Genomic DNA, 17,712 nt, shown 5'->3' with positions numbered 1-17,712 from the left:
TTACCGCTTGATTTGGCTGGTAGACATGCTGCATTTTCACCCAATGATTCACACTTTTAAAACGTTCTAGTTCAGCTTATGTAGAAATCATGAAGAACATCACTTTACAATAAGTGCAGGCGGTTGCCTTTGAACCGCCTGTCTATTTACGTTTCAGGCGTATGGCTTAGTTCTCATGAAAATAATCCCTTTTTTGCATAAAATTCACAAAAGATCATTTGGTCGTTTTAAACACACCCAGACGGTTCAGTACGACCAGTAAGCGATAAAAATCGTAACTGCTTGGCAGTTTCGCATCCACAATCGGGCTTGCTGGATGAAATGCAACAGCGGCAGCCATTGCTTCCTTCGCCCAGGTCGGTACAGGCATAGTCTGACGCGCCTCCAGCTCAGCTACCCGCTGATCCACTTTTTTAATATAAGCGCTTTGTTCATTCAACGTCTGCTTGAGCACATCTTTGCTGTTTTCAAGAGCGGCGACCTGCTGCTGCAGGGCCTTAAATGCCGCTTTTTCCTCTGCTGTCATTGGCTCATCCCCCTCTTCTCCTGCAAATGCTTGGCGTAGCTCGGCCTCTGTTCCGGCGTATACATTCAGGTCAACCGGCCCTTGAATTCCATCAACCCGTCCACTATCGCTGTATTGCCAAAAGTCCCAGTTCTTCCATGCTGTGGTGTCGCCGGGCACCCGTGTACTATAACGTGCAATCCACAGCTTATAACTACCCAATGGCGCTTTGAAATGGGCAGCAAAAGCATTCCCTGTATATACCATCGGCTTACGGCCGCTTACCCGTTCAAATTCCGTTACAAATGCCAACGCAACCTCATGAATCGTGGCCGAGCTAAGCCCTCCCGGATTATTTTCGTAATCCATCACCGCTGGCAAGTCCAGCGCTTTCGCCCCACCCACCTGCTCCAACACCTCGGCGAAATGCCTGGCTTCTGCTTTTGCTGCATTTACATTGGTCGCATCTACAAAATGGTACGCACCCAGGAGAATCCCGGCTGCCTTGATCCCTTTTGCATTCGTGATAAATGTCGGATCGACGTAACGCTGTCCTTGACTCGCTTTAATAAAGGCAAACGATTTACCATCGGCTCGTACACGCTTCCAATCAATCGTTCCCTGATATCGGGACACGTCAATGCCTTCGGTAGCATTAGGGCTACGACTTTGCATAAGGCGCTCCCTCCCTGTCATTATAATGTTGTAGCACTCTGTCTCTGTTATATATGCTTGGACCATCCATACGGTCTGGGCTTTTCCACTTTTACACCGAAAAAAGGGCAAAAAGGTCGTCTGCCTATTTGGGTGGTGGCCACTGGTGGCACTTTATGAAACTTTATTCTCTTTGTCGGAAGGGTCGGTTGGCTTTATTTTTTCTCCACTCGACTTGGACTCAAAAATAGCTACCGCATTCCGTAAAATATCCGGCATCGGCACTCCCATTCTGCCCACATTTTCAATAATGGACAACAGCTCGTTCGCTAAATAAAAGAAAACGACGGCATCCCGGAAGTAATGTGCATCCCCGAGAATACCGTCGATTAGATGAGCTACCGTAATGAGCAAAAACACGGTAACCTTGCGAAAAATACCGTAATACCCCTGGCGGCTTTTTAGCTCCCCATTAATCCAGGCCGCTGCCCATCCGGTGAAAAAGTCGATCACGACCATCCACCACAGCAACGTCAACATTGTGGTCCACCCCCCGAAAAAATAACCGATCAAGGTCCCCGTGGAAAACCCCAGCCAAATCTGATCGATCTTTTCATGCATATTTGTTCCCCCTTTTGAACCTAGGTGTAAAGTGAATGCCCTTGGACTGATCCAAGGGCATAAAAACAATGATTTTTATTTTGTTCTCTATACTGTTTTTTTACGGAAAATAGAGGTATACCATTTAACCGTTTCTTCCTGTTCATTTAAAGCATCGGTTGATGACGATCCTTCTACGTTGCCCGCTATTAGATCAGAACGCTTGGATAAAATAATCTTCATTACTTGTTCACGCTGTTCTTCATCTAAAACGTAACTTCCCATGATCGTTGCTATATCGCCCTCACCCCGCTCATAGCGAGTGATGCAAGCATGAGCACAAATACGCATTTGAGCCTCTGATAAAGCGGCCATAACTATAACTTCACCTCTTTTTATAAATTTTTCTATTACGAATAATTGTCAGTACACCTTATTTTCCTGCGTTACCAAGCATGAGCTGGGTCAGTGTCACTTCGAGATCTGCAATACGTTGCTTCAATTGATCTGTCTCACTCGGCTGTTGCTCTGCTTTTTGTGTCAGTTCCTTAATTGCTTCCTCACTCAATCCTTCACTCCAAAATGTCGTGGGGTCTCTGCGCTCTGGGGCCCTGAATGTCTGAGCAGAATATACAGGTTCGTCTCCACGTTCGTTTTCAGGTTTGTTTTGCCATTCATCATGTAGCTTCTGAAATGAAACTTGAGATTCTTTGCTAAGTTGCTCGTATGCGTTTTGTGCTTCTAACAGTTTTTCTGCGTATACTGCTTCATAGGTCAGCCAACCTTGGATGTCAAAACGAGGATGGTATAGACCAGGTGGTACTGAAATCCCTACTGTATAACCAGCAGGGATGCTTTCTGAACTTGTTACATCTGTGGTACTAGAGCTACTGTCAGCAAGCCGATGGGTGTCTAGTTGTTGGTTTGTATCAGATTCAGATTGCGTAGGCGAAGATAGAGTGTAAAAAGGGACGATACCTGAAAAGGTGTCGTCCACCAGTTCGTCCTCCAGATAGAGGCCTTCTGTATTTACTTTAGGAACTACTTTCATGTTGTGACCTCCTTATTTTTCTGCAAGGAATGACAGCCCATCTAACCAGACGGTCATATAGGTTGTATTCTGCGTCTTTACCTGTCCTGCTGAATCTATCATTATTGTAGCATTGGGGGATTCGACCCCGCTCCCGTTGCTAGATCGCACTCTTATTTCTGTTAGGTTTCCAGGTCTGTATCCTACTGGCAAGGTGAACAGCAACGTTCCTGGTGCTACTACACCGCCTGTTGTGATGCCTCTAATAACGACAAGTTCGTCGTTCATTTTAAGGTACTTTACGGAAGAAGAAGACCACCCATTAAGCAATGTAGGTGTTAACCAAGCAGGATTATCCTTGTCAGCCTTCTTGTTCTCCAGCACCGACACACGCGCCGTGTTCTGCTGAACGCTATCTACCAAATCCGCAAGTAGCGTTTTTTCGTTGGCTGCATATGAGCCTATAAACGGCACGACTGGCGAACGGTCAAGCATAAGGTACGTAGCGGTGTATGTTGCCGCTTGGTCGTAGTTGCTTGTGTATATTATAGCCATCTGTTTACCATAAGCCGACGCAAAACTGATAAGACTGAACCTATTATCAACGACATTTCCACGGTATACAGCCAGTATCTTTTCTGTCATTTTAGACAGATTCGAACCCGGTAAGGCAGCATTATTTATTTGGTAGTTGCCGTTACTCTCAAATACCGGATTAGCCCGTTCACGCAACACAATCCCTGTGCCTACTTCAACCTGATTGTCTCCCTCAGTAAAGGAAAGTTGACCCTCTGATATGATAGGCTCCACGGTAGGCGTTGCAAGTTGATATACAAGTTGATACGGCGTATACCCTGCATAGGATTGTTGCGGTACGGATTGGGTAAAGTTAGGTGCGCCTACACGCTGAACCCAATACTTAGTGCCTGTACCGTTCCACGTTGCCGTGGTCATGGTTTGAGCATTCGCAGGAGTGATGGTGTTAGCATCGTACGCCTTGTACCCGTAAAAGTATGCTTTGATGTCATTCTGGTCCGGGCCGTAGCTGTCTGCCCATCCACTATCGGCAAGTGGGATGCCTAGGTAAATTTCTCCGGCTGCTGTGACTGCGTTTGAATCGGGTGTATTGCCCGTACTGCCTTGTGGCAATATCTTACCGTCGAACTTTGTACCAATGCCGCTACCCGCTACCGCTCCAGCCGACAGCCCCGACACTTTAACCTGTCTATTCCCGTTAGTAGCGCCGCCTTCGCCTTGTACCCATGCTAAACTCCCGTCTAACGTAACCCCATGCCACTTCTTGGACTTGAAGTATTGACCGTCACGTTCAAACACTGTATCCGCATTAGCCCCCGTAACTGGGTCGGCGTACAGGTCTGTTTGCAACGCTAACATTGAGTCTTCGCGTGGTTTGAATGGTTTGGCTGCGCTGCCGATGTTGATAGAAACATCACGGAATACCGCCGTACCTGTTGCGGCAATATCAAGACCTACAATCACCTGTAAATATGACGTGTTGGCTGGCGTTGTGAAACTCTTAACCATTGTTTTTGTTCCGTTGGATGTGGCAAACGGACCAGTTGTGAAGTCCGCTAACACTTCCCCATTCTTTCCCATGGCTTGTAAGTTCCAGTATGCCCCTGATCCAATAGTACCGCCTATGTTAGACACATCAACCGTGACCGATAATGTATAGTCTGTTGCTGGTACCGCATTGACTTTATACCCCAGTGTATTAAAGCCAGACAGCCCCGTCGATTTATCTAGCCGCACCTGATTAGGACCTATAGTTGTTGCCGTTCCCGCCTGCGCAACGGTGGACCATTCATAAAAGCTCGGCAATAGGTTTTCCCCGTACCGTATCGCATATGGATTACGAACGGGCATTAAACTGTCAACATAGGGCCATTTGGCTGCTGCTTGTGCTGGCGTATAACTTGCAGCTGCTGTGTAGTCTGCCTCGCTGATCTCGTATACGCGCACACTGTCCATATTAAACGTATTGCCGCTTGCACCCGTGCCTGTGACTGTAACAATGTGAAAATAGTCCTTCGTCGTGAACCGTACAACAGACGGAGCAAAAACAGAGGCAGAAGTTACCTCGTTACCCACAGCACCAGCAATACCATTTATTGATATCGCCACCTTGCTGGTATTACCACTTTTCACGTCCGCTATTGCGATATATTTTCGTCCAGGTGTGGTCAAAAAACTTGCAGACGCAGTTGCAGACGCACTACCCAGCGTAATTTTAAATGAACTGCTGCCGTTGGTTTTGCTGTTAGAGTCTATTGCAATAGCTACGTTTGAGGACCATTCGCTCACTGTCTCGCAGCTACCCATCCGTCCCAACAAATTCACCAACGTACGCCCGCTCAGCCCCGTCAGCGAAAATGGCGCAGCCTTTTCCGCATGAACCATCTGCACCCCGGGTTCGAGAGTTACCGTCTTACGCTCTGTCGTATCCAAACGCTTCTTGATCGCATTCACACCATCATTCACGTCACCAGCAAATTCATCAACAGCCCGCCAGTTTTGGTCCAAATACTTCTCCAAATCAAAATACGTGGTTTTGGGCGATGTGCGGTCAATTTGATTTAAACCAAGATTCGGTGTTTTTTCACTTGCCATGTTATGCGCCACCTCCTAAATATCTATCCTGTGTTGTATGTTCATTTTCATAGAGGGTCATAGACTCCACTTCGGCAATGGTCAGGTAGCGTAGTTTGTACTCCACTGCCATGTGGGCGGGCTTGATCTCCTCAATGGTTGCTTTCAGGTCCTCCACGTTGGGCGGAATCCCGATGGTATCTATAAATTTGACCGTAAATCCCCATTCGGCAGGGTGAAAAATAACATCTACCGTACCTCCGTCATACGCCTCTGCTACATTTTTGACAAGCCGACCGGAAAAAGTTCCTGCCCCTCGCAGCTTCGACTCCACCACCGCACGCCGTTGGTCCAATGGCTTCGCCAGATCGGTTTCAATCCCCAACTCCATTTCCCAGCGTTCCAACCCCCATGTGGCGGTACGTACAAAAAACTGTCCCACCGTTGCATCCATTGCAAGATACAAGGCGTCCAATTCGATTCCTTTAGCATCCATATCGGAACGCATCACGCGTGAGGTTTCGTAATAGGAAGGCAAATAGGAAAGCAGCTCACGTCCTCGCTCGCTGCTCATTTGGCCCACTGTATCTTCCGCTATCGTTACTCGATTAACCAAAGTGCCACTACGGTTTGCATGTTTTCCCTGGTCTGGGTTATTCAATAAATCGCCAAAACTGTTCGTTCCATTGTTACTCACTGACGCTCACCGTCCCCAGCACGGCTACCTGGCCTGAGCCAATCTCAATATTCTGATTGCTCTGTCCATTGATTTTCAGTTCAGAGAAATCAATAATAATCGGAATATCGAGCAAAACAGCAGAAATCCGGGTATACCGTACCAACGGGTCTTCCTTGTAAAAGGCAAGCTGCTTCAAATACGTCCGCACACCGCTCTCGATGAGCTTTTTGATTTCATCCAGTGTGGACGGCTTCTCTTTGGTACGCTGAACCTTGACTGAGATGTTAATCTCCACTTCTGCTGCTGGCATGATCGTCACCACAGGGCCCGCTGGCGCCAGTCCTTCTCCTTGTCCATCCTGCGTCGGATCGATGTACTTCTGCACCGCAGCGACGATATCTGGGCTGGCTGCGCGTTTATCCGTATCCAGCACATATAACCCCACTGTTCCCGGTCCTTTCCAGAGCGGAACTACTTCCACGCCACCCACTCCAGCAATCTCATTCGCCCACTGAGTATACTGCGCCTTGTTGCCGCTTGTGCCCTGGTTCCGCACCTTGGCATAAAAACGCTCCAGCAACAGCTGGTCGCTCTCAACGTCTGTACCGCTTTTGGTTTGCTCCGTATTGATCACAGAGGCAACCCCGCTAATCGGAGTGGCCATCACCTGGATGACGCCCGCAGGTACATTACCGCTGCGCCCGGGGTTGACCGCCCGAATAGCCGCTTCCCCGGCACCTTGTTCATCCAGCGTGACCGAAGCCGTGGTCGCATACTCAATAGAAGCTTCCCCGGATACATCATCTGCCGGGGTCGCCACCAAGGTCCCCGCCGGGACAGTCGTTCCCGCTGTGCCCGTGAACGTAACCATACCTGAGGCCGCAACCGCTTCTCGCCGTGTCACCCCATGCTCTGCTGTCCGCAAATCCAGCTCCGGCGAACGAAAATCCGGGTTGTCGCTGGCTGCTGTGCTGGCAAAGCCCCGACGCAGCAGCTCCTGCGCCCAGATCGCCGCTTCCGAGAGCATGAATGCCACCGGCGCCTGCGCATCCCAAATAAAAGAGCCCTCGGACTTATCAATATCCGAAGGCACTTTTTCCAGCATTCGATTTAAAATTTCCTCTTCCGTCTGGTCTACCAAATATTCCGGCAAGTCTGCCATTAGATCACCACACTTTCCACAATTTCCGTTTCATCCCGCACGTTCGTAATCTGGCAGCTAAAATGGCACGCCTCGCCTTCCCAGCGAAACGTGAACTGATCCACACTAGCCGTACGTGCATCTGCTAGTAGCACCTCTGTGACCATGCGTTTAATTTCACTTTCCTGCACACCGTGCCCATAGCTGCTGCCAATGAGCTCCTCCAGCTCACTCCCATAGTCAGGTGAATAGATCACATGCCGGTAGCGAGGAGTGCGAATCGCTTTTTCACACCACTGTACCCACGCTTCCTTCTCCCCTGTAGTCACGATTTTACGACTAGGGCTCATAACAAACTCACCGGCTTCAAAATCAAACCTCCAGCTTCGCCCAAATACTGCACGGTTATCCTCCAGTATATCCGGGTCGGTCATATCCCTGTCTGTCCAGATCATATCATCTGTTTCGGGAAATAAATTAGCCACGTCCACTCACCACCTTGCACACGACCACCACATCATTGCCGCTATTCACCCGAACCGCCAGTACACGATCTCCAGGCTTGAGTCCTTCGTTCAAACTGAGATTCACATCCTCCAGCTCGTCTTCCCCGATATAAAAGGAAGTTTTCAGCTCTTTACCTTCCCAATTTTCTGATTCCACTGCGGTTGAGGTACCTTTGTACATATGGCGTGGTACAGATAGCAGTCCCGGCAGCTCCGCGACCAGATAATCCTGAAGCTCATGTTTAAAATCGTCCAGCTTGAGTCCCGTGGAGGTGATCGTGCCTAGTACCGCGCCTACTCCACTCAACGCTTGCCGAGTGTGTCCCGCCATAGACGACTGCATTACACTTACAAATGCACCATAGGGATCTTTACTCAAGAAAATACCTCCTTTTAACCATATCGAAGGAAGCGAGCTCTAAAGTCATATTCCCCGGGCTCCCCAAATCCCGACTGACTGAAGTAACAATCAGCTTTAATCCTTGTAACATCACAGCTTCACCGGCACGTATGGTATTAATATCTGGTAAATTAACTGTAAAAGTTTCCTGGATTCCAGTTAGATGACTTTTAGCAAGCTTACTGGCTCCGCCAGCTGCTTTCACTTGATCATCTTCCACCAGTTTTTGCAAAGTACCTAGCGCTTTAGTATCCCCTTCTGCTACAGCCAGCACCTTAGACGGTACCTCTTGTCCGCTTCCTACGTTCTCATTAGCTGTCATTACTTTGACCTTAGTTACGGCTCCCTCAAGTGTCCGCAACTGCGTAAGATCAATAAATCGGTCTAACACATAGGGGGAAGGATTGCTACCGATTTTAAATAGCTCCAATCCAGCACTTGTCATGCGTAACTGGTACAAATCTCCGCCCAATTTTGCTGTCTCTTTCAAATCAGCAAGCATCATGGAATATAGGGTCTGGGCACGATAAATACCTTTTCCTAATCGCACTTTCGTATCAGGTATTGAGGTGATCTGAAACTCCCAATCCTTCGCGTATTTACGCAACCGCTGCGTAGCTGTCTGTCCTTTGGGAAATAAATATTCATCCTCGGATTTATCCAGATAAATCGTCCGATCATATACCACCAGAGAGAAACGTTTTGTACCGCTGTTAGAGCTCTCTACTTCCCATACAACAGCAGGGTGGAGAAGTGGTACCTTTACATTTTTTCCAAATGGAATTCCACTGACACGAATAGACATTCCCGGAGTAATCGTGGGCATAACATTTGAAGCAGCTACACGTATGCTGGCCTGATATGCAATTTGATTAAGAGCATCTTTTAAAGTTATTTTCTCAACTAGGGAGGTAAGATCATATCGATCTTGAAGTATTACTTGGTAACTCATGGCATCACCAGCTTTTGACCCGCTTTAATCCTATTCGGATTGTTGCCTATGATCTTTGAATTCACTTGATATATACTTTTCCATTTGGAACTGTCCCCCAACTCCAACTTTGCAATTTTAGAAAGCGAATCCCCAGTTTTGACAGTGTACGTCTTAGATTTAGTTTTAAGATTCGTGCGTGGAAGGTTACTAGAGTTTACTTTTTGAGGAGAATTCCCTTTTCGCAACACTATTTTAGGTTCCCTCCATGTACGCAAAGTAATTTCAAAATATATATCTCCTGCCTCGCCTCCACGAAAGGTCGTATTATGAGCAATGATAAAAACAGGAACATTAATTAGTGTATTCGTAATAATAAATTGGTACGGCTTCTCTGCTTTTAACATTGCATTTAACCTGTTCATCGCTTCGTTAGGATCTGGGATATTTTTATAACGACAATAGGATGCATCGTACACCTTGGGAAAAAAAGAAGAAAAGGTGATTTCTTTCACCTTTTCTCCTTGTGGAAAATCAAATTCCCCATGTGTAAGCATCGTAACTGTTTCATACCCTTTTTGCCGTGAAATATTCACCTCTTCGGGATTAACTGGGAATTGAAACACGCTTTGACCATTAATCAGAAAAAAGTCTATACCCATAGCCTCCCTCCTTTCTGCTGTGATAGATTTACGTTAGACTAGTACAGCTTTATCCTTTTTAAGGGAACTATTGTCCCCTCCACCTCTATTAATAATTGCCTGTCGTACCTCATTTACAATCCGGTGTCCTACTTGAAGTGCCATCGTGTCGAAATCAATAGAATCTTCTTGAACCGTTACCTGTACTGCTCCAGGAGGCAACGTTACACTGATTTGGTTGTTCGTTTCTGTCTTGAAATCCTTGAGAAAGCCTGAAAGGCTACTCATTTGTTCATCCGTTATTTGCACGAGCTGTGGAGCTGGTTTTCCTCCTTTCGCCGTAGGAATTTGTGAACCACCTGGCCCCATACCCTGAATCACCTTGGAACGGTTTTGGGCATCCTGAATAAAAGATGGTAATGGAAGCCCCGGATCAACCGAAGGGAATCTTGACAGAGCTAATGACGCTCCCGGTGCAGTTGAAGCGGGATTATAAGATTGCGAGGCCTTATTTACAGAAACAACAGGTTGTGATTTTTCAGGTTCATTTGAATAACCAAACAAATTAGAGAAGTCACTTTTCAAACTTTCTGTTTGACTAGAAAACCAATTACTGACATCAGATGCTTTATTACTCATCCAATCTGTAGCTTGGGAAGCTTTTTCACCAACCCAATCCTTCGCAACACTTGCTTTCTCGCCAATCCAATCCTTTGCACCAATAGCTTTTTCTCCAACCCAGTCCATTGCAGAAGTAGCTTTTTCTCCGGCCCAATCACTCATTTCAGAGAACTTTTGAGCTAACCATTCACCTGCTAAACTATCTACTACAGCGCCTACAATTGCACCAATAAGACCACCAATTACAGTACCTATACCTGGAGCAATCGCTGTACCAATAGCTGCCCCAGCAGTAATAAAGCCACTTCCTAAAAGCGCTGATGTAATAGCAGCCGGACGTTCTTCCGGCGACGCTGTAGCAATGTCTACAATATCTAATACTATGCTAATTGGGCCAAGCAGCTTCTTGCCCCCCTTCATTGCTCCCTTACCTATCTTTTTAAGCATATTTCCTGGATTTTCACCAAGTATTTTTTTACCGAAATCAAATATCTTTCCAAACTTCCCCTTACCTCCATGCGGAGTTGGCCGTCCTCCTGGGACTCCCGGCTTAGAGCTAGGTTTTGGGTTAAATAAACGTTTTGCTTTTTCCCACAGCTTAGGAAGTCCTCGTTTTTTGCCAGGGCTTTTTTTGTTGTTCTTATTTTTCTTTTTGTTTTTACCATCAAGTCCATCTTGTTCAGCAATGCTTCTTTTACTTTTTCCTTTTTTCCCACAGCAACAACAATTACAGATCACCTTAATTTTTGGAGAAACTCGAATAGGACCTGTTTTTACGTTGATCTTAGGCGCATATTTTGGAGCTGCGACTCTAATATTCAATCTAGGTGGTTTTACCTTGATATCATAATTAAAGTTAAAGTCAAATTTAGGATCCTTTATTTCTAAATTTGCAGTAACACTGATAGACTTGTTCACAATATTTGAAACATTTAAATTATTTCCCCGGTTGCCACCCTTAGCTTTCTTCTTATTTGTATCGTCTTGATCAATGCCCGTTTTTGCACGTGCAACAATATAGGCATCCTTAAGACTTTTTAGCTTTCTGATAAGCGCTTCGAGGACTGGAGTCGCCTTATCAATCAGAAAGACTTTTGGCCTAATGCGTAGCCGGCTAAGACGAACAGCTAGGCTGTAAATATTCCCAAGATGCCTATGCATATACTTAAGTTCCGTATTCAGCTTAATCAAGCTCTGATAACGGGCACGTCCTAAGCGATCAGAAAGCCGTTGTATCTGCTCAATATAGCGACTTGTTGCTTTAAGTTCCCGGTTTGTAATTATCAAATCCTCTACATCTGTAACAATATTAACTCTATAGTTACTTGATCCTGCCATTTACTCACCTCCTTACGTATCTATCATTGCTGTATTTGCTTGGATAATGCGTCTAGTTCCTCTTCAGCAAATGCAATTAACATGGATTTTTCACCTCTGTTTAAGGCCCAAAACTCTCCGGGACGGAGATGATGCCGTATCCACAGATGATACAGCACCGATGTCATTCCGCCGGAGCGAATCAGTTTTTTAGATCATCAATTTCCACACCGAAGCCGGACAGTTCCAGCACCTTATCCCCTACTGCATCCAGTTCACCTGCCAGAAGCATTCGACGCACAGCCTGTTCACCACCAGACAATTTAAGTCGGCTAGTAATTCGCGGATCACCCCATCCGTTAATTTGCAGACCTTTTACTTCTAGACCAGCCGTAGCTTCCGAGATAAGCAGTGCATTGAATGTTTCTGTATCTACTTTTTCATCCACACGGCCTTTAACCGTTTTACGAATTGTGCACCGTTCACGGATGCTATCTACTTTGTTGGATGTCAAACCACGAAGTGTGAGAAGCATATCCAGGCGCTGAATCCGAACAGTTTCCTCTGGTAATTTATCTGCAGCTTCAAAAAGACTATCCAAAATTTGTTCCTCTGACATATTTTCAGGCAAACTCATATTAAATCCCCCTAATAAATTTTTGAAAATTGGGCCCGGATTACTCCAGGCCCACCATAACCAATAAATTATTCAGCAACGATAGGATCAAGCAGTTCATAGCCTTCAAAGGTGAAAGTAGTTTCTTCTGGCACTTCTTCTCCCGCAGTCCAGTTAGCCAACTGAATCTTATCTGGCATGCAGCGAATCAAACGAACGCGTTCATGTCCAAAAGATTCAGGATCGTCTAGCTTGGAAATAATATCGAATTTTTCAAAACCGCGACGAATCATATCGGAAGTTACTTTGTAACCACTCATCGTTCCAGTGCCTTTTTTAGCTCCATTTTTATGCACCTTCCAAGTATTACCAACCAAATTCAGTTCTCTTTTATCAATTTCCACGCTAGCTTCCAGCTTGTTAATATGTGTCTGCCATACCCCATCAATATATGCCTGACCAAACGTACCTAAAATAACTCTTGAAGCATCCAACATTTCTTTTTCCTCCTCAAAATAATCCATAATATAGTTCGGGATTTCATAAAATCCTCGTTGTTAACAAGCTACTTCATTTCTGCCGATTGCCTACGAAATGCTTATACACGTAAAATGCTTATTTATTGCACGTAAAATGTGCCGAACAGCTGCTCCATCACGTCGGTGAGCTTCACGTTCCATTGCAGGAACACTTGATCCGGCTCCGGTTTGATGACTGGCGCATCGCCGTAGTAAGCCGGGTCGAGAATGACATCGTAGCCATCTGCTTCGATGACATTGCTCAGCGACAGCTGTGCCAAGTATTCTTTGATTGCACCGATAAGTGCCAGACGGCCTTCCACCGTATTGTTGATTTTGCCAATGTAAGTCTCTTCAGCTGCACGCTGCAAGTCAGCGTTAATAGCGTCCATGACACGGATGGAACGAATTTTCTTCCATGCGTTGTTTTGCCCGGCAGACGGGTTCACCAAGCTGTTGATCCCACGCAGCGCTTTGACCTGACGGCCGTCGAAGAACAGCAGGAAGACACCATTACGAACAGCCTGCTCCTGCTCAGAGCGTGTCCAGCGGCGGGTCACGTCCTCAAAAGGCGTAACCGCATATGTTGCCGATTGATTCAGACGTTGGCCTGCAATCAGTCCAGCTACATAAGCAGCCGTTTGAGCGGAACTGTAGTCCGTACCTGCCAGACGTACGCCTGTACCGACGTTCACGATGCCTTCATGGTTCAGCGCCAGGGAACGTGCAGAGGCCAAGCTAACAGCCGTTTTGGACACATCATCTGCCGCAGAACCGCCGAATACAGCGATTACGCCTTTACCTTCGCCCCGGACACGCTTGATCCAGGCAGCGAAGCTTTGCAGCAATGCCAGATCAGCTGCATAATCCAGAGCCAAGACATTAAATTCCTGCCCTTCAAGTGCCTCCTGCATCGCGATGTAATCGGCATTAACCAGCTTGCTATTGCCGCTGTTGCCGCCAGTGAGGTGTACGCCGCTGACATCCACCGGAATGCCGCCGTCGCCGACAACTTCGGCCTTCACCCATACATTTTCGCTGTTCTCGTTCATCGCCTTGGCGATAGAGGCAGCCGTACCGTCACTGCCTTTGTACGTGCCGAGCAGCTTGGTTCCTTCATAGAGGCGCACCTCACGAGCTTGCTCATCACCCAAAGTTGGCTGTACAGTTACAGCAAAACCATTACCGCGGCTACCTGTGTACAAAGCCTTCAGACGCAGCACATCCGCCGGGGTCGCACCGCCGCTTTTCAGCGTCACAGATGCTTCAGCAGCTGTATCATCTGCCAAACGGTAGGCTAAGAGCTTTTTCGGACCGCCCAGCAAAGCCAGATACAGCGTCGAATACGCGGTCGCACCGTCCAGACTGTCACCCGAAAAGATTTGGCTGATTGCCGTTTCACTGCCGATCTCTACAAACTCACGTACAGGGCCCCAATTCGCCTTAACGGGCACAACGACCGTACCACGCGACCCACCTTGAATCGCTGAAGCTGCTGCTGCCTGAAAATTCATATACAAACCCGGCAATACCGGTTTATTCGTGTTTTCCCATGTTCCGCCTGCCATAATTAGTCCACCTTCGCTTTCATAAATTGTTCGATTTTAGTGTGTGCTTCTGCTACCGTAAACAGCTTGTCCTGTGTGCCAAAAAAGGCGCCTGCCAGCACTTCTTCTTTCACGGAAAACAATGGTTCTGCGTGCTCCTTTAGCTCCTCCAGCGTATAGCGGGGGCCACTTGCTTTCTGCTCGGCATATACCAGGGTCTTCTCATGGTTTTCCAAGGTCACTCGGACCACCTCATTTCAAAATAGGATGAATTTCCACTCTGCGAATCAACGCCGCTTCCTCAGCCGGACGCATACGTCGCTGTACTAACATCAGCCGAAGCTGACCATCTAAAATGGCATCTGCCTGCAAATCGGCTGAAGCTTCAGCTGTAGACATATAACGGCCTTTGTCCTGATCCAGAGGAAGCTGGATTTGAGCGGCAAAGCCCTCGATCAGTGCGAAAGCTGCGCGGTTTTCCTCGGTGGTGTCCGGGGCGGTAATATGCCCGATGAACCGTTTGCGCAGCTCATACATGGAGGCTCCCGCCATCCTAGTTTCGCAGCCGCTCATCCGCCATAGTACCGCTTGCCGCCCCGGCTGTGCGGGCCATGCGTCGGCGTATACCGACCACGTTTCACCCAGTTGCTTCTGCGTCCAGCGGACCAGCGCGGCCAGCCACTCTTCCGGCTGTGTAGCACCGCTTGCTGGAACGGCCAAACCACCTTCCGTCTCAGGCACATACACGCCAAAACGAAGCGTTCTATAGGCCTTGCCCGTAACGGTGTCCAGCTTTTCTGCATCCCGCACGCCCAAATAGTGCGCGGTAAAAGCCGATGTATCCTCACCTGCACCTGTCACGGGTTCCCGGTGCAGCCCGGCAATCAGGGCATTCGCCCATACGTCAGCCTGCGCCAGTCCGGCTTGTCCTGCGTACAGCATGATGCGGACAACCTGCCGATAGCCGGCCCAGGAAGACTTCCAGATTTCCTCGCCCAGCGCCATAACAGCATACGGCTCCTCTGCCGTCTGCGACGGTGGCTGAACATCGTATACACGCCCTTGCAGCGCTGGAATAATTTCAATGAGCTTTTGCTTAAAGGCTTGTCTCATTCTGCGGCATGCCACCTTTGCGTACCCTGCGTTCGCATGTTGTGGCTATTCAGCCAGGCTTTTTTCCACTTCCGTGTTCTCATCCGGCGCAGCTCCATACTCATGCATTGCAGCATCCCTTGCTTAGGCAACACGACTCCTCCTTTCTATTCAACGAATTCCCGGGAACCGACAGAGACGATCACCGCATGAAAAAACCGGCCCTAATGGCCGGCTAACGTTTGACTGTGTGTGTCTTCGGTATGTCCTCTTGTCTTGATTCCCGATGATATAATCTTACACCCTAATAACGAATGCGTTGCCGGGGAAATGGACGATAAAAGCAGAGGATAGGGATGATGTTGAGAGGTTTTTTGAGAACAAATGTTCGTATCGTAAAAAAAGACCTTGACCCCTGTTATTACAGGAAATCAAAGCCTTTTAGGAAACCATTTTAAAATAGAAATGAGAACAAGTGGATAATTATTACATCAACCCAATTTTCGATCCGCACCCTTCTGCAAGCCTGCCAAATTTAAAACGCCTTGGTCCGCTAGTGCAAGCGCCATTTTGTAAAAAGCACGCGTGCGAAGCTTCGTATACGTATCCTTGCTGACTGGCGGGTCTAACACATAATTGTAAACCTTGTAATCGAACACATCGTCATCCTTTAAATAACGTTCACGGATAAGCAGCTGTTCGCGTTCATTCAAGCGGCTCACTACGGCATCCACCATTTCGCAGTAGGCCAAGCGGGCGGCAGGAGCATCTACATTATATACGGCTGTCCGGGCCGTTGGATCGCTTGTCACATTTGTTGGGCCGCTCGGGCGATCCGTATAGCCAGCCGTAATAAAGCTCTCCCGATCCATAAAGGTAATCGTTTTATAAATTCGGTATTTCTCAAACACACCCTCCAATGCATTCTGCGTTTTGCGACGGTCCAATTCGGGTAAGTTATTTCTCATGTAAAGCAACACTCCTTATATGCCTTTTGACAATGATGTATTTTTAAATGAAGATTTTGCAAAATCCTCAAATAGAAAACGCTCATGTTTACATTGCGTTCCCCTTTTGTTCGTATCTTGAGTATAACATAACATTATTTAGGATAGGTATCCATCCTCAAAAAAAGCAGTATAGCTCCAAAAACAGGATATTCGCTTTATTTTTCTATGCCTTTTGGCATATTACGTGCTTTTACTATTTACCTAATGGTATAATAAAAGCAATATCTATGATTCTCTTGCAGAAAGGAGCCCCCATTGTGGAACAGCCAGCATTCGGAACTTACTTAAAACAGCAGCGTGAGCACAAACAATGGAGCATCAACCAATTGGCAGATGCTGCAGGTATTAGCAATTCACAAATTTCCCGCATTGAAAATGGATTACGCGGAATTCCCAAACCCTCCACTCTCCGCAAAATAGCGGACGCGCTTAGCGTATCCTATACCGAAATGATGAAGGCCGCCGGATATTGGGGAGACGATGATTCAATAGAGCAAAGTCCACATGAACTTGATCCTTCTACTGTACCGGAATGGGCAACCTCCAAAGACCGCCGGGATTTTAAAAAAATGCTGGAGGAAGACGACGAATTAATGTTCGATGGCATTCCGCTGGATGAAAAAGATCGTCAACGGATCAAGGACGTGCTGACAGGTCTGTTCTGGGAAGCCAAACAGATGAACAAACATAAAAAGCCCAAAGAGCCCCAAGCGGGCAAAGATCAGGGATAGCAGGTGAGCGTATGAACGAACTCATTCACAAACTTGTCCGAAAATACCGTACCAACTGCCCCTTCGATATTGCGAAAGCCCTGGGTATCCATATCCGATACTGCGATCTAGGCCCCACAACCAAAGGGCTGTATTACCACAAGCTACGTAGAAGATTTATCGTTATCCACAATGGCCTCACACCCGAATGGGAACGGTTCGTCTGTGCGCATGAATTGGGACATGACCGACTGCATAAAGGCATCAGCCGCTTTTTTATGGAGGAGCATTCCTACTTTTCCCCAGGAAAATTTGAACAGCAGGCCAATCGGTTTGCCGTGCTTTTGCTGAGTGAAGGAAAACCGCCACTAGCTGACGAAACGTTGGATCACTATTTACCCCGGATCGGGCTGCCCAAAGAGACTGCCCTTTTTTTTGACCATAAATCAGAACATTAGTTCCTATTCTATGAGCTGCTGTTGATTACTTCCTCTATAATATAGGTAACTAGACGATGGATTTAACAACCGATATATCAAAAAATTTTAATGCTTTGATATAAAATAGAAGTTATTTTTACAATC

At 47.0% G+C, this 17,712-nt stretch carries 21 protein-coding genes; 2 read left to right on the top strand and 19 right to left on the bottom strand.

What is annotated here, in order from left to right; genetic code table 11:
* Nucleotides 1-214: 214 nt before the first annotated feature.
* From NSS94_RS06295 to NSS94_RS06205, 19 genes are all read right to left on the bottom strand, one after another.
* Nucleotides 215-1,180, bottom strand: coding sequence for a glycoside hydrolase family 25 protein (locus NSS94_RS06295; protein WP_341038983.1), 966 nt, complete (start codon nucleotides 1,178-1,180; stop codon nucleotides 215-217).
* Between the two features lie 153 nt (nucleotides 1,181-1,333).
* Nucleotides 1,334-1,780: a phage holin family protein gene (locus NSS94_RS06290; protein ID WP_341038981.1), complete on the bottom strand. Its 447-nt coding sequence runs from the start codon at nucleotides 1,778-1,780 to the stop codon at nucleotides 1,334-1,336.
* An 87-nt stretch (nucleotides 1,781-1,867) separates the two neighbouring features.
* Nucleotides 1,868-2,134 (bottom strand): hypothetical protein, encoded by a 267-nt coding sequence (locus NSS94_RS06285; RefSeq protein ID WP_069011559.1) that lies wholly within the window; start codon nucleotides 2,132-2,134, stop codon nucleotides 1,868-1,870.
* A gap of 58 nt (nucleotides 2,135-2,192) precedes the next feature.
* Nucleotides 2,193-2,810 (bottom strand): hypothetical protein, encoded by a 618-nt coding sequence (locus tag NSS94_RS06280; RefSeq protein WP_341038978.1) that lies wholly within the window; start codon nucleotides 2,808-2,810, stop codon nucleotides 2,193-2,195.
* A 12-nt stretch (nucleotides 2,811-2,822) separates the two neighbouring features.
* A complete protein-coding gene (locus tag NSS94_RS06275) occupies nucleotides 2,823-5,420 on the bottom strand; it encodes a hypothetical protein (protein WP_341038976.1) in 2,598 nt (865 codons plus the stop codon).
* A 1-nt stretch (nucleotide 5,421) separates the two neighbouring features.
* The gene (locus tag NSS94_RS06270) at nucleotides 5,422-6,096 is read right to left on the bottom strand and encodes a YmfQ family protein (protein ID WP_341038974.1); all 675 of its coding nucleotides are present in this window, start codon (nucleotides 6,094-6,096) and stop codon (nucleotides 5,422-5,424) included.
* Complete coding sequence (locus NSS94_RS06265; RefSeq protein WP_029516166.1) at nucleotides 6,089-7,240, bottom strand: baseplate J/gp47 family protein; 1,152 nt, start codon at nucleotides 7,238-7,240, stop codon at nucleotides 6,089-6,091. Before NSS94_RS06265 ends, NSS94_RS06270 begins: the two co-directional genes overlap by 8 nt.
* Complete coding sequence (locus NSS94_RS06260) at nucleotides 7,240-7,704, bottom strand: DUF2634 domain-containing protein (RefSeq protein ID WP_340931565.1); 465 nt, start codon at nucleotides 7,702-7,704, stop codon at nucleotides 7,240-7,242. The genes NSS94_RS06265 and NSS94_RS06260 overlap by 1 nt, the downstream gene beginning before the upstream one ends.
* On the bottom strand, nucleotides 7,697-8,104 hold the full coding sequence (locus tag NSS94_RS06255) for a hypothetical protein (protein WP_165176500.1): 408 nt from the start codon (nucleotides 8,102-8,104) through the stop codon (nucleotides 7,697-7,699). The genes NSS94_RS06260 and NSS94_RS06255 overlap by 8 nt, the downstream gene beginning before the upstream one ends.
* Nucleotides 8,097-9,077 (bottom strand): XkdQ/YqbQ family protein, encoded by a 981-nt coding sequence (locus NSS94_RS06250; protein ID WP_340931561.1) that lies wholly within the window; start codon nucleotides 9,075-9,077, stop codon nucleotides 8,097-8,099. Before NSS94_RS06250 ends, NSS94_RS06255 begins: the two co-directional genes overlap by 8 nt.
* Entirely contained in the window at nucleotides 9,074-9,712 is a 639-nt protein-coding gene (locus tag NSS94_RS06245; protein ID WP_254329439.1) for a LysM peptidoglycan-binding domain-containing protein, read from the bottom strand. Before NSS94_RS06245 ends, NSS94_RS06250 begins: the two co-directional genes overlap by 4 nt.
* Nucleotides 9,713-9,751: 39 nt before the next feature.
* Nucleotides 9,752-11,656 carry a hypothetical protein gene (locus tag NSS94_RS06240; protein WP_341038972.1) on the bottom strand — a complete coding sequence of 635 codons (1,905 nt, stop codon included), beginning with the start codon at nucleotides 11,654-11,656 and terminating at the stop codon, nucleotides 9,752-9,754.
* A gap of 181 nt (nucleotides 11,657-11,837) precedes the next feature.
* Complete coding sequence (locus NSS94_RS06235; protein WP_090736430.1) at nucleotides 11,838-12,272, bottom strand: phage tail assembly chaperone; 435 nt, start codon at nucleotides 12,270-12,272, stop codon at nucleotides 11,838-11,840.
* 68 nt (nucleotides 12,273-12,340) lie between these two features.
* Nucleotides 12,341-12,748 (bottom strand): phage tail tube protein, encoded by a 408-nt coding sequence (locus NSS94_RS06230; RefSeq protein WP_025678602.1) that lies wholly within the window; start codon nucleotides 12,746-12,748, stop codon nucleotides 12,341-12,343.
* A 122-nt stretch (nucleotides 12,749-12,870) separates the two neighbouring features.
* A complete protein-coding gene (locus tag NSS94_RS06225) occupies nucleotides 12,871-14,337 on the bottom strand; it encodes a phage tail sheath family protein (RefSeq protein WP_029516160.1) in 1,467 nt (488 codons plus the stop codon).
* Between the two features lie 2 nt (nucleotides 14,338-14,339).
* On the bottom strand, nucleotides 14,340-14,558 hold the full coding sequence (locus NSS94_RS06220) for a hypothetical protein (RefSeq protein ID WP_029516159.1): 219 nt from the start codon (nucleotides 14,556-14,558) through the stop codon (nucleotides 14,340-14,342).
* A gap of 10 nt (nucleotides 14,559-14,568) precedes the next feature.
* Nucleotides 14,569-15,429 (bottom strand): hypothetical protein, encoded by an 861-nt coding sequence (locus tag NSS94_RS06215; protein ID WP_029516158.1) that lies wholly within the window; start codon nucleotides 15,427-15,429, stop codon nucleotides 14,569-14,571.
* A complete protein-coding gene (locus tag NSS94_RS06210) occupies nucleotides 15,426-15,560 on the bottom strand; it encodes a hypothetical protein (RefSeq protein ID WP_256026078.1) in 135 nt (44 codons plus the stop codon). Before NSS94_RS06210 ends, NSS94_RS06215 begins: the two co-directional genes overlap by 4 nt.
* Before the next feature lie 339 nt (nucleotides 15,561-15,899).
* Nucleotides 15,900-16,376, bottom strand: a complete 477-nt coding sequence (locus tag NSS94_RS06205; RefSeq protein ID WP_029516157.1) for an ArpU family phage packaging/lysis transcriptional regulator — start codon at nucleotides 16,374-16,376, stop codon at nucleotides 15,900-15,902.
* Between the two features lie 299 nt (nucleotides 16,377-16,675).
* Between NSS94_RS06205 and NSS94_RS06200 the strand changes: the two genes are divergently transcribed.
* Together NSS94_RS06200 and NSS94_RS06195 are read left to right on the top strand one after the other, a co-directional pair.
* On the top strand, nucleotides 16,676-17,149 hold the full coding sequence (locus NSS94_RS06200; protein ID WP_341038970.1) for a helix-turn-helix domain-containing protein: 474 nt from the start codon (nucleotides 16,676-16,678) through the stop codon (nucleotides 17,147-17,149).
* Nucleotides 17,150-17,160: 11 nt separating this feature from the next.
* On the top strand, nucleotides 17,161-17,586 hold the full coding sequence (locus NSS94_RS06195; protein WP_076264415.1) for an ImmA/IrrE family metallo-endopeptidase: 426 nt from the start codon (nucleotides 17,161-17,163) through the stop codon (nucleotides 17,584-17,586).
* The last annotated feature ends 126 nt before the right edge of the window (nucleotides 17,587-17,712 follow it).

The sequence above is a fragment of the Paenibacillus sp. FSL L8-0644 genome (assembly GCF_038008165.1).
Classification (GTDB): Bacteria; Bacillota; Bacilli; order Paenibacillales; family Paenibacillaceae; genus Paenibacillus; species Paenibacillus polymyxa_D.
Note: the sequence above shows the minus strand (reverse complement) of the source record. Positions and strands in the feature narration are given on the sequence as shown.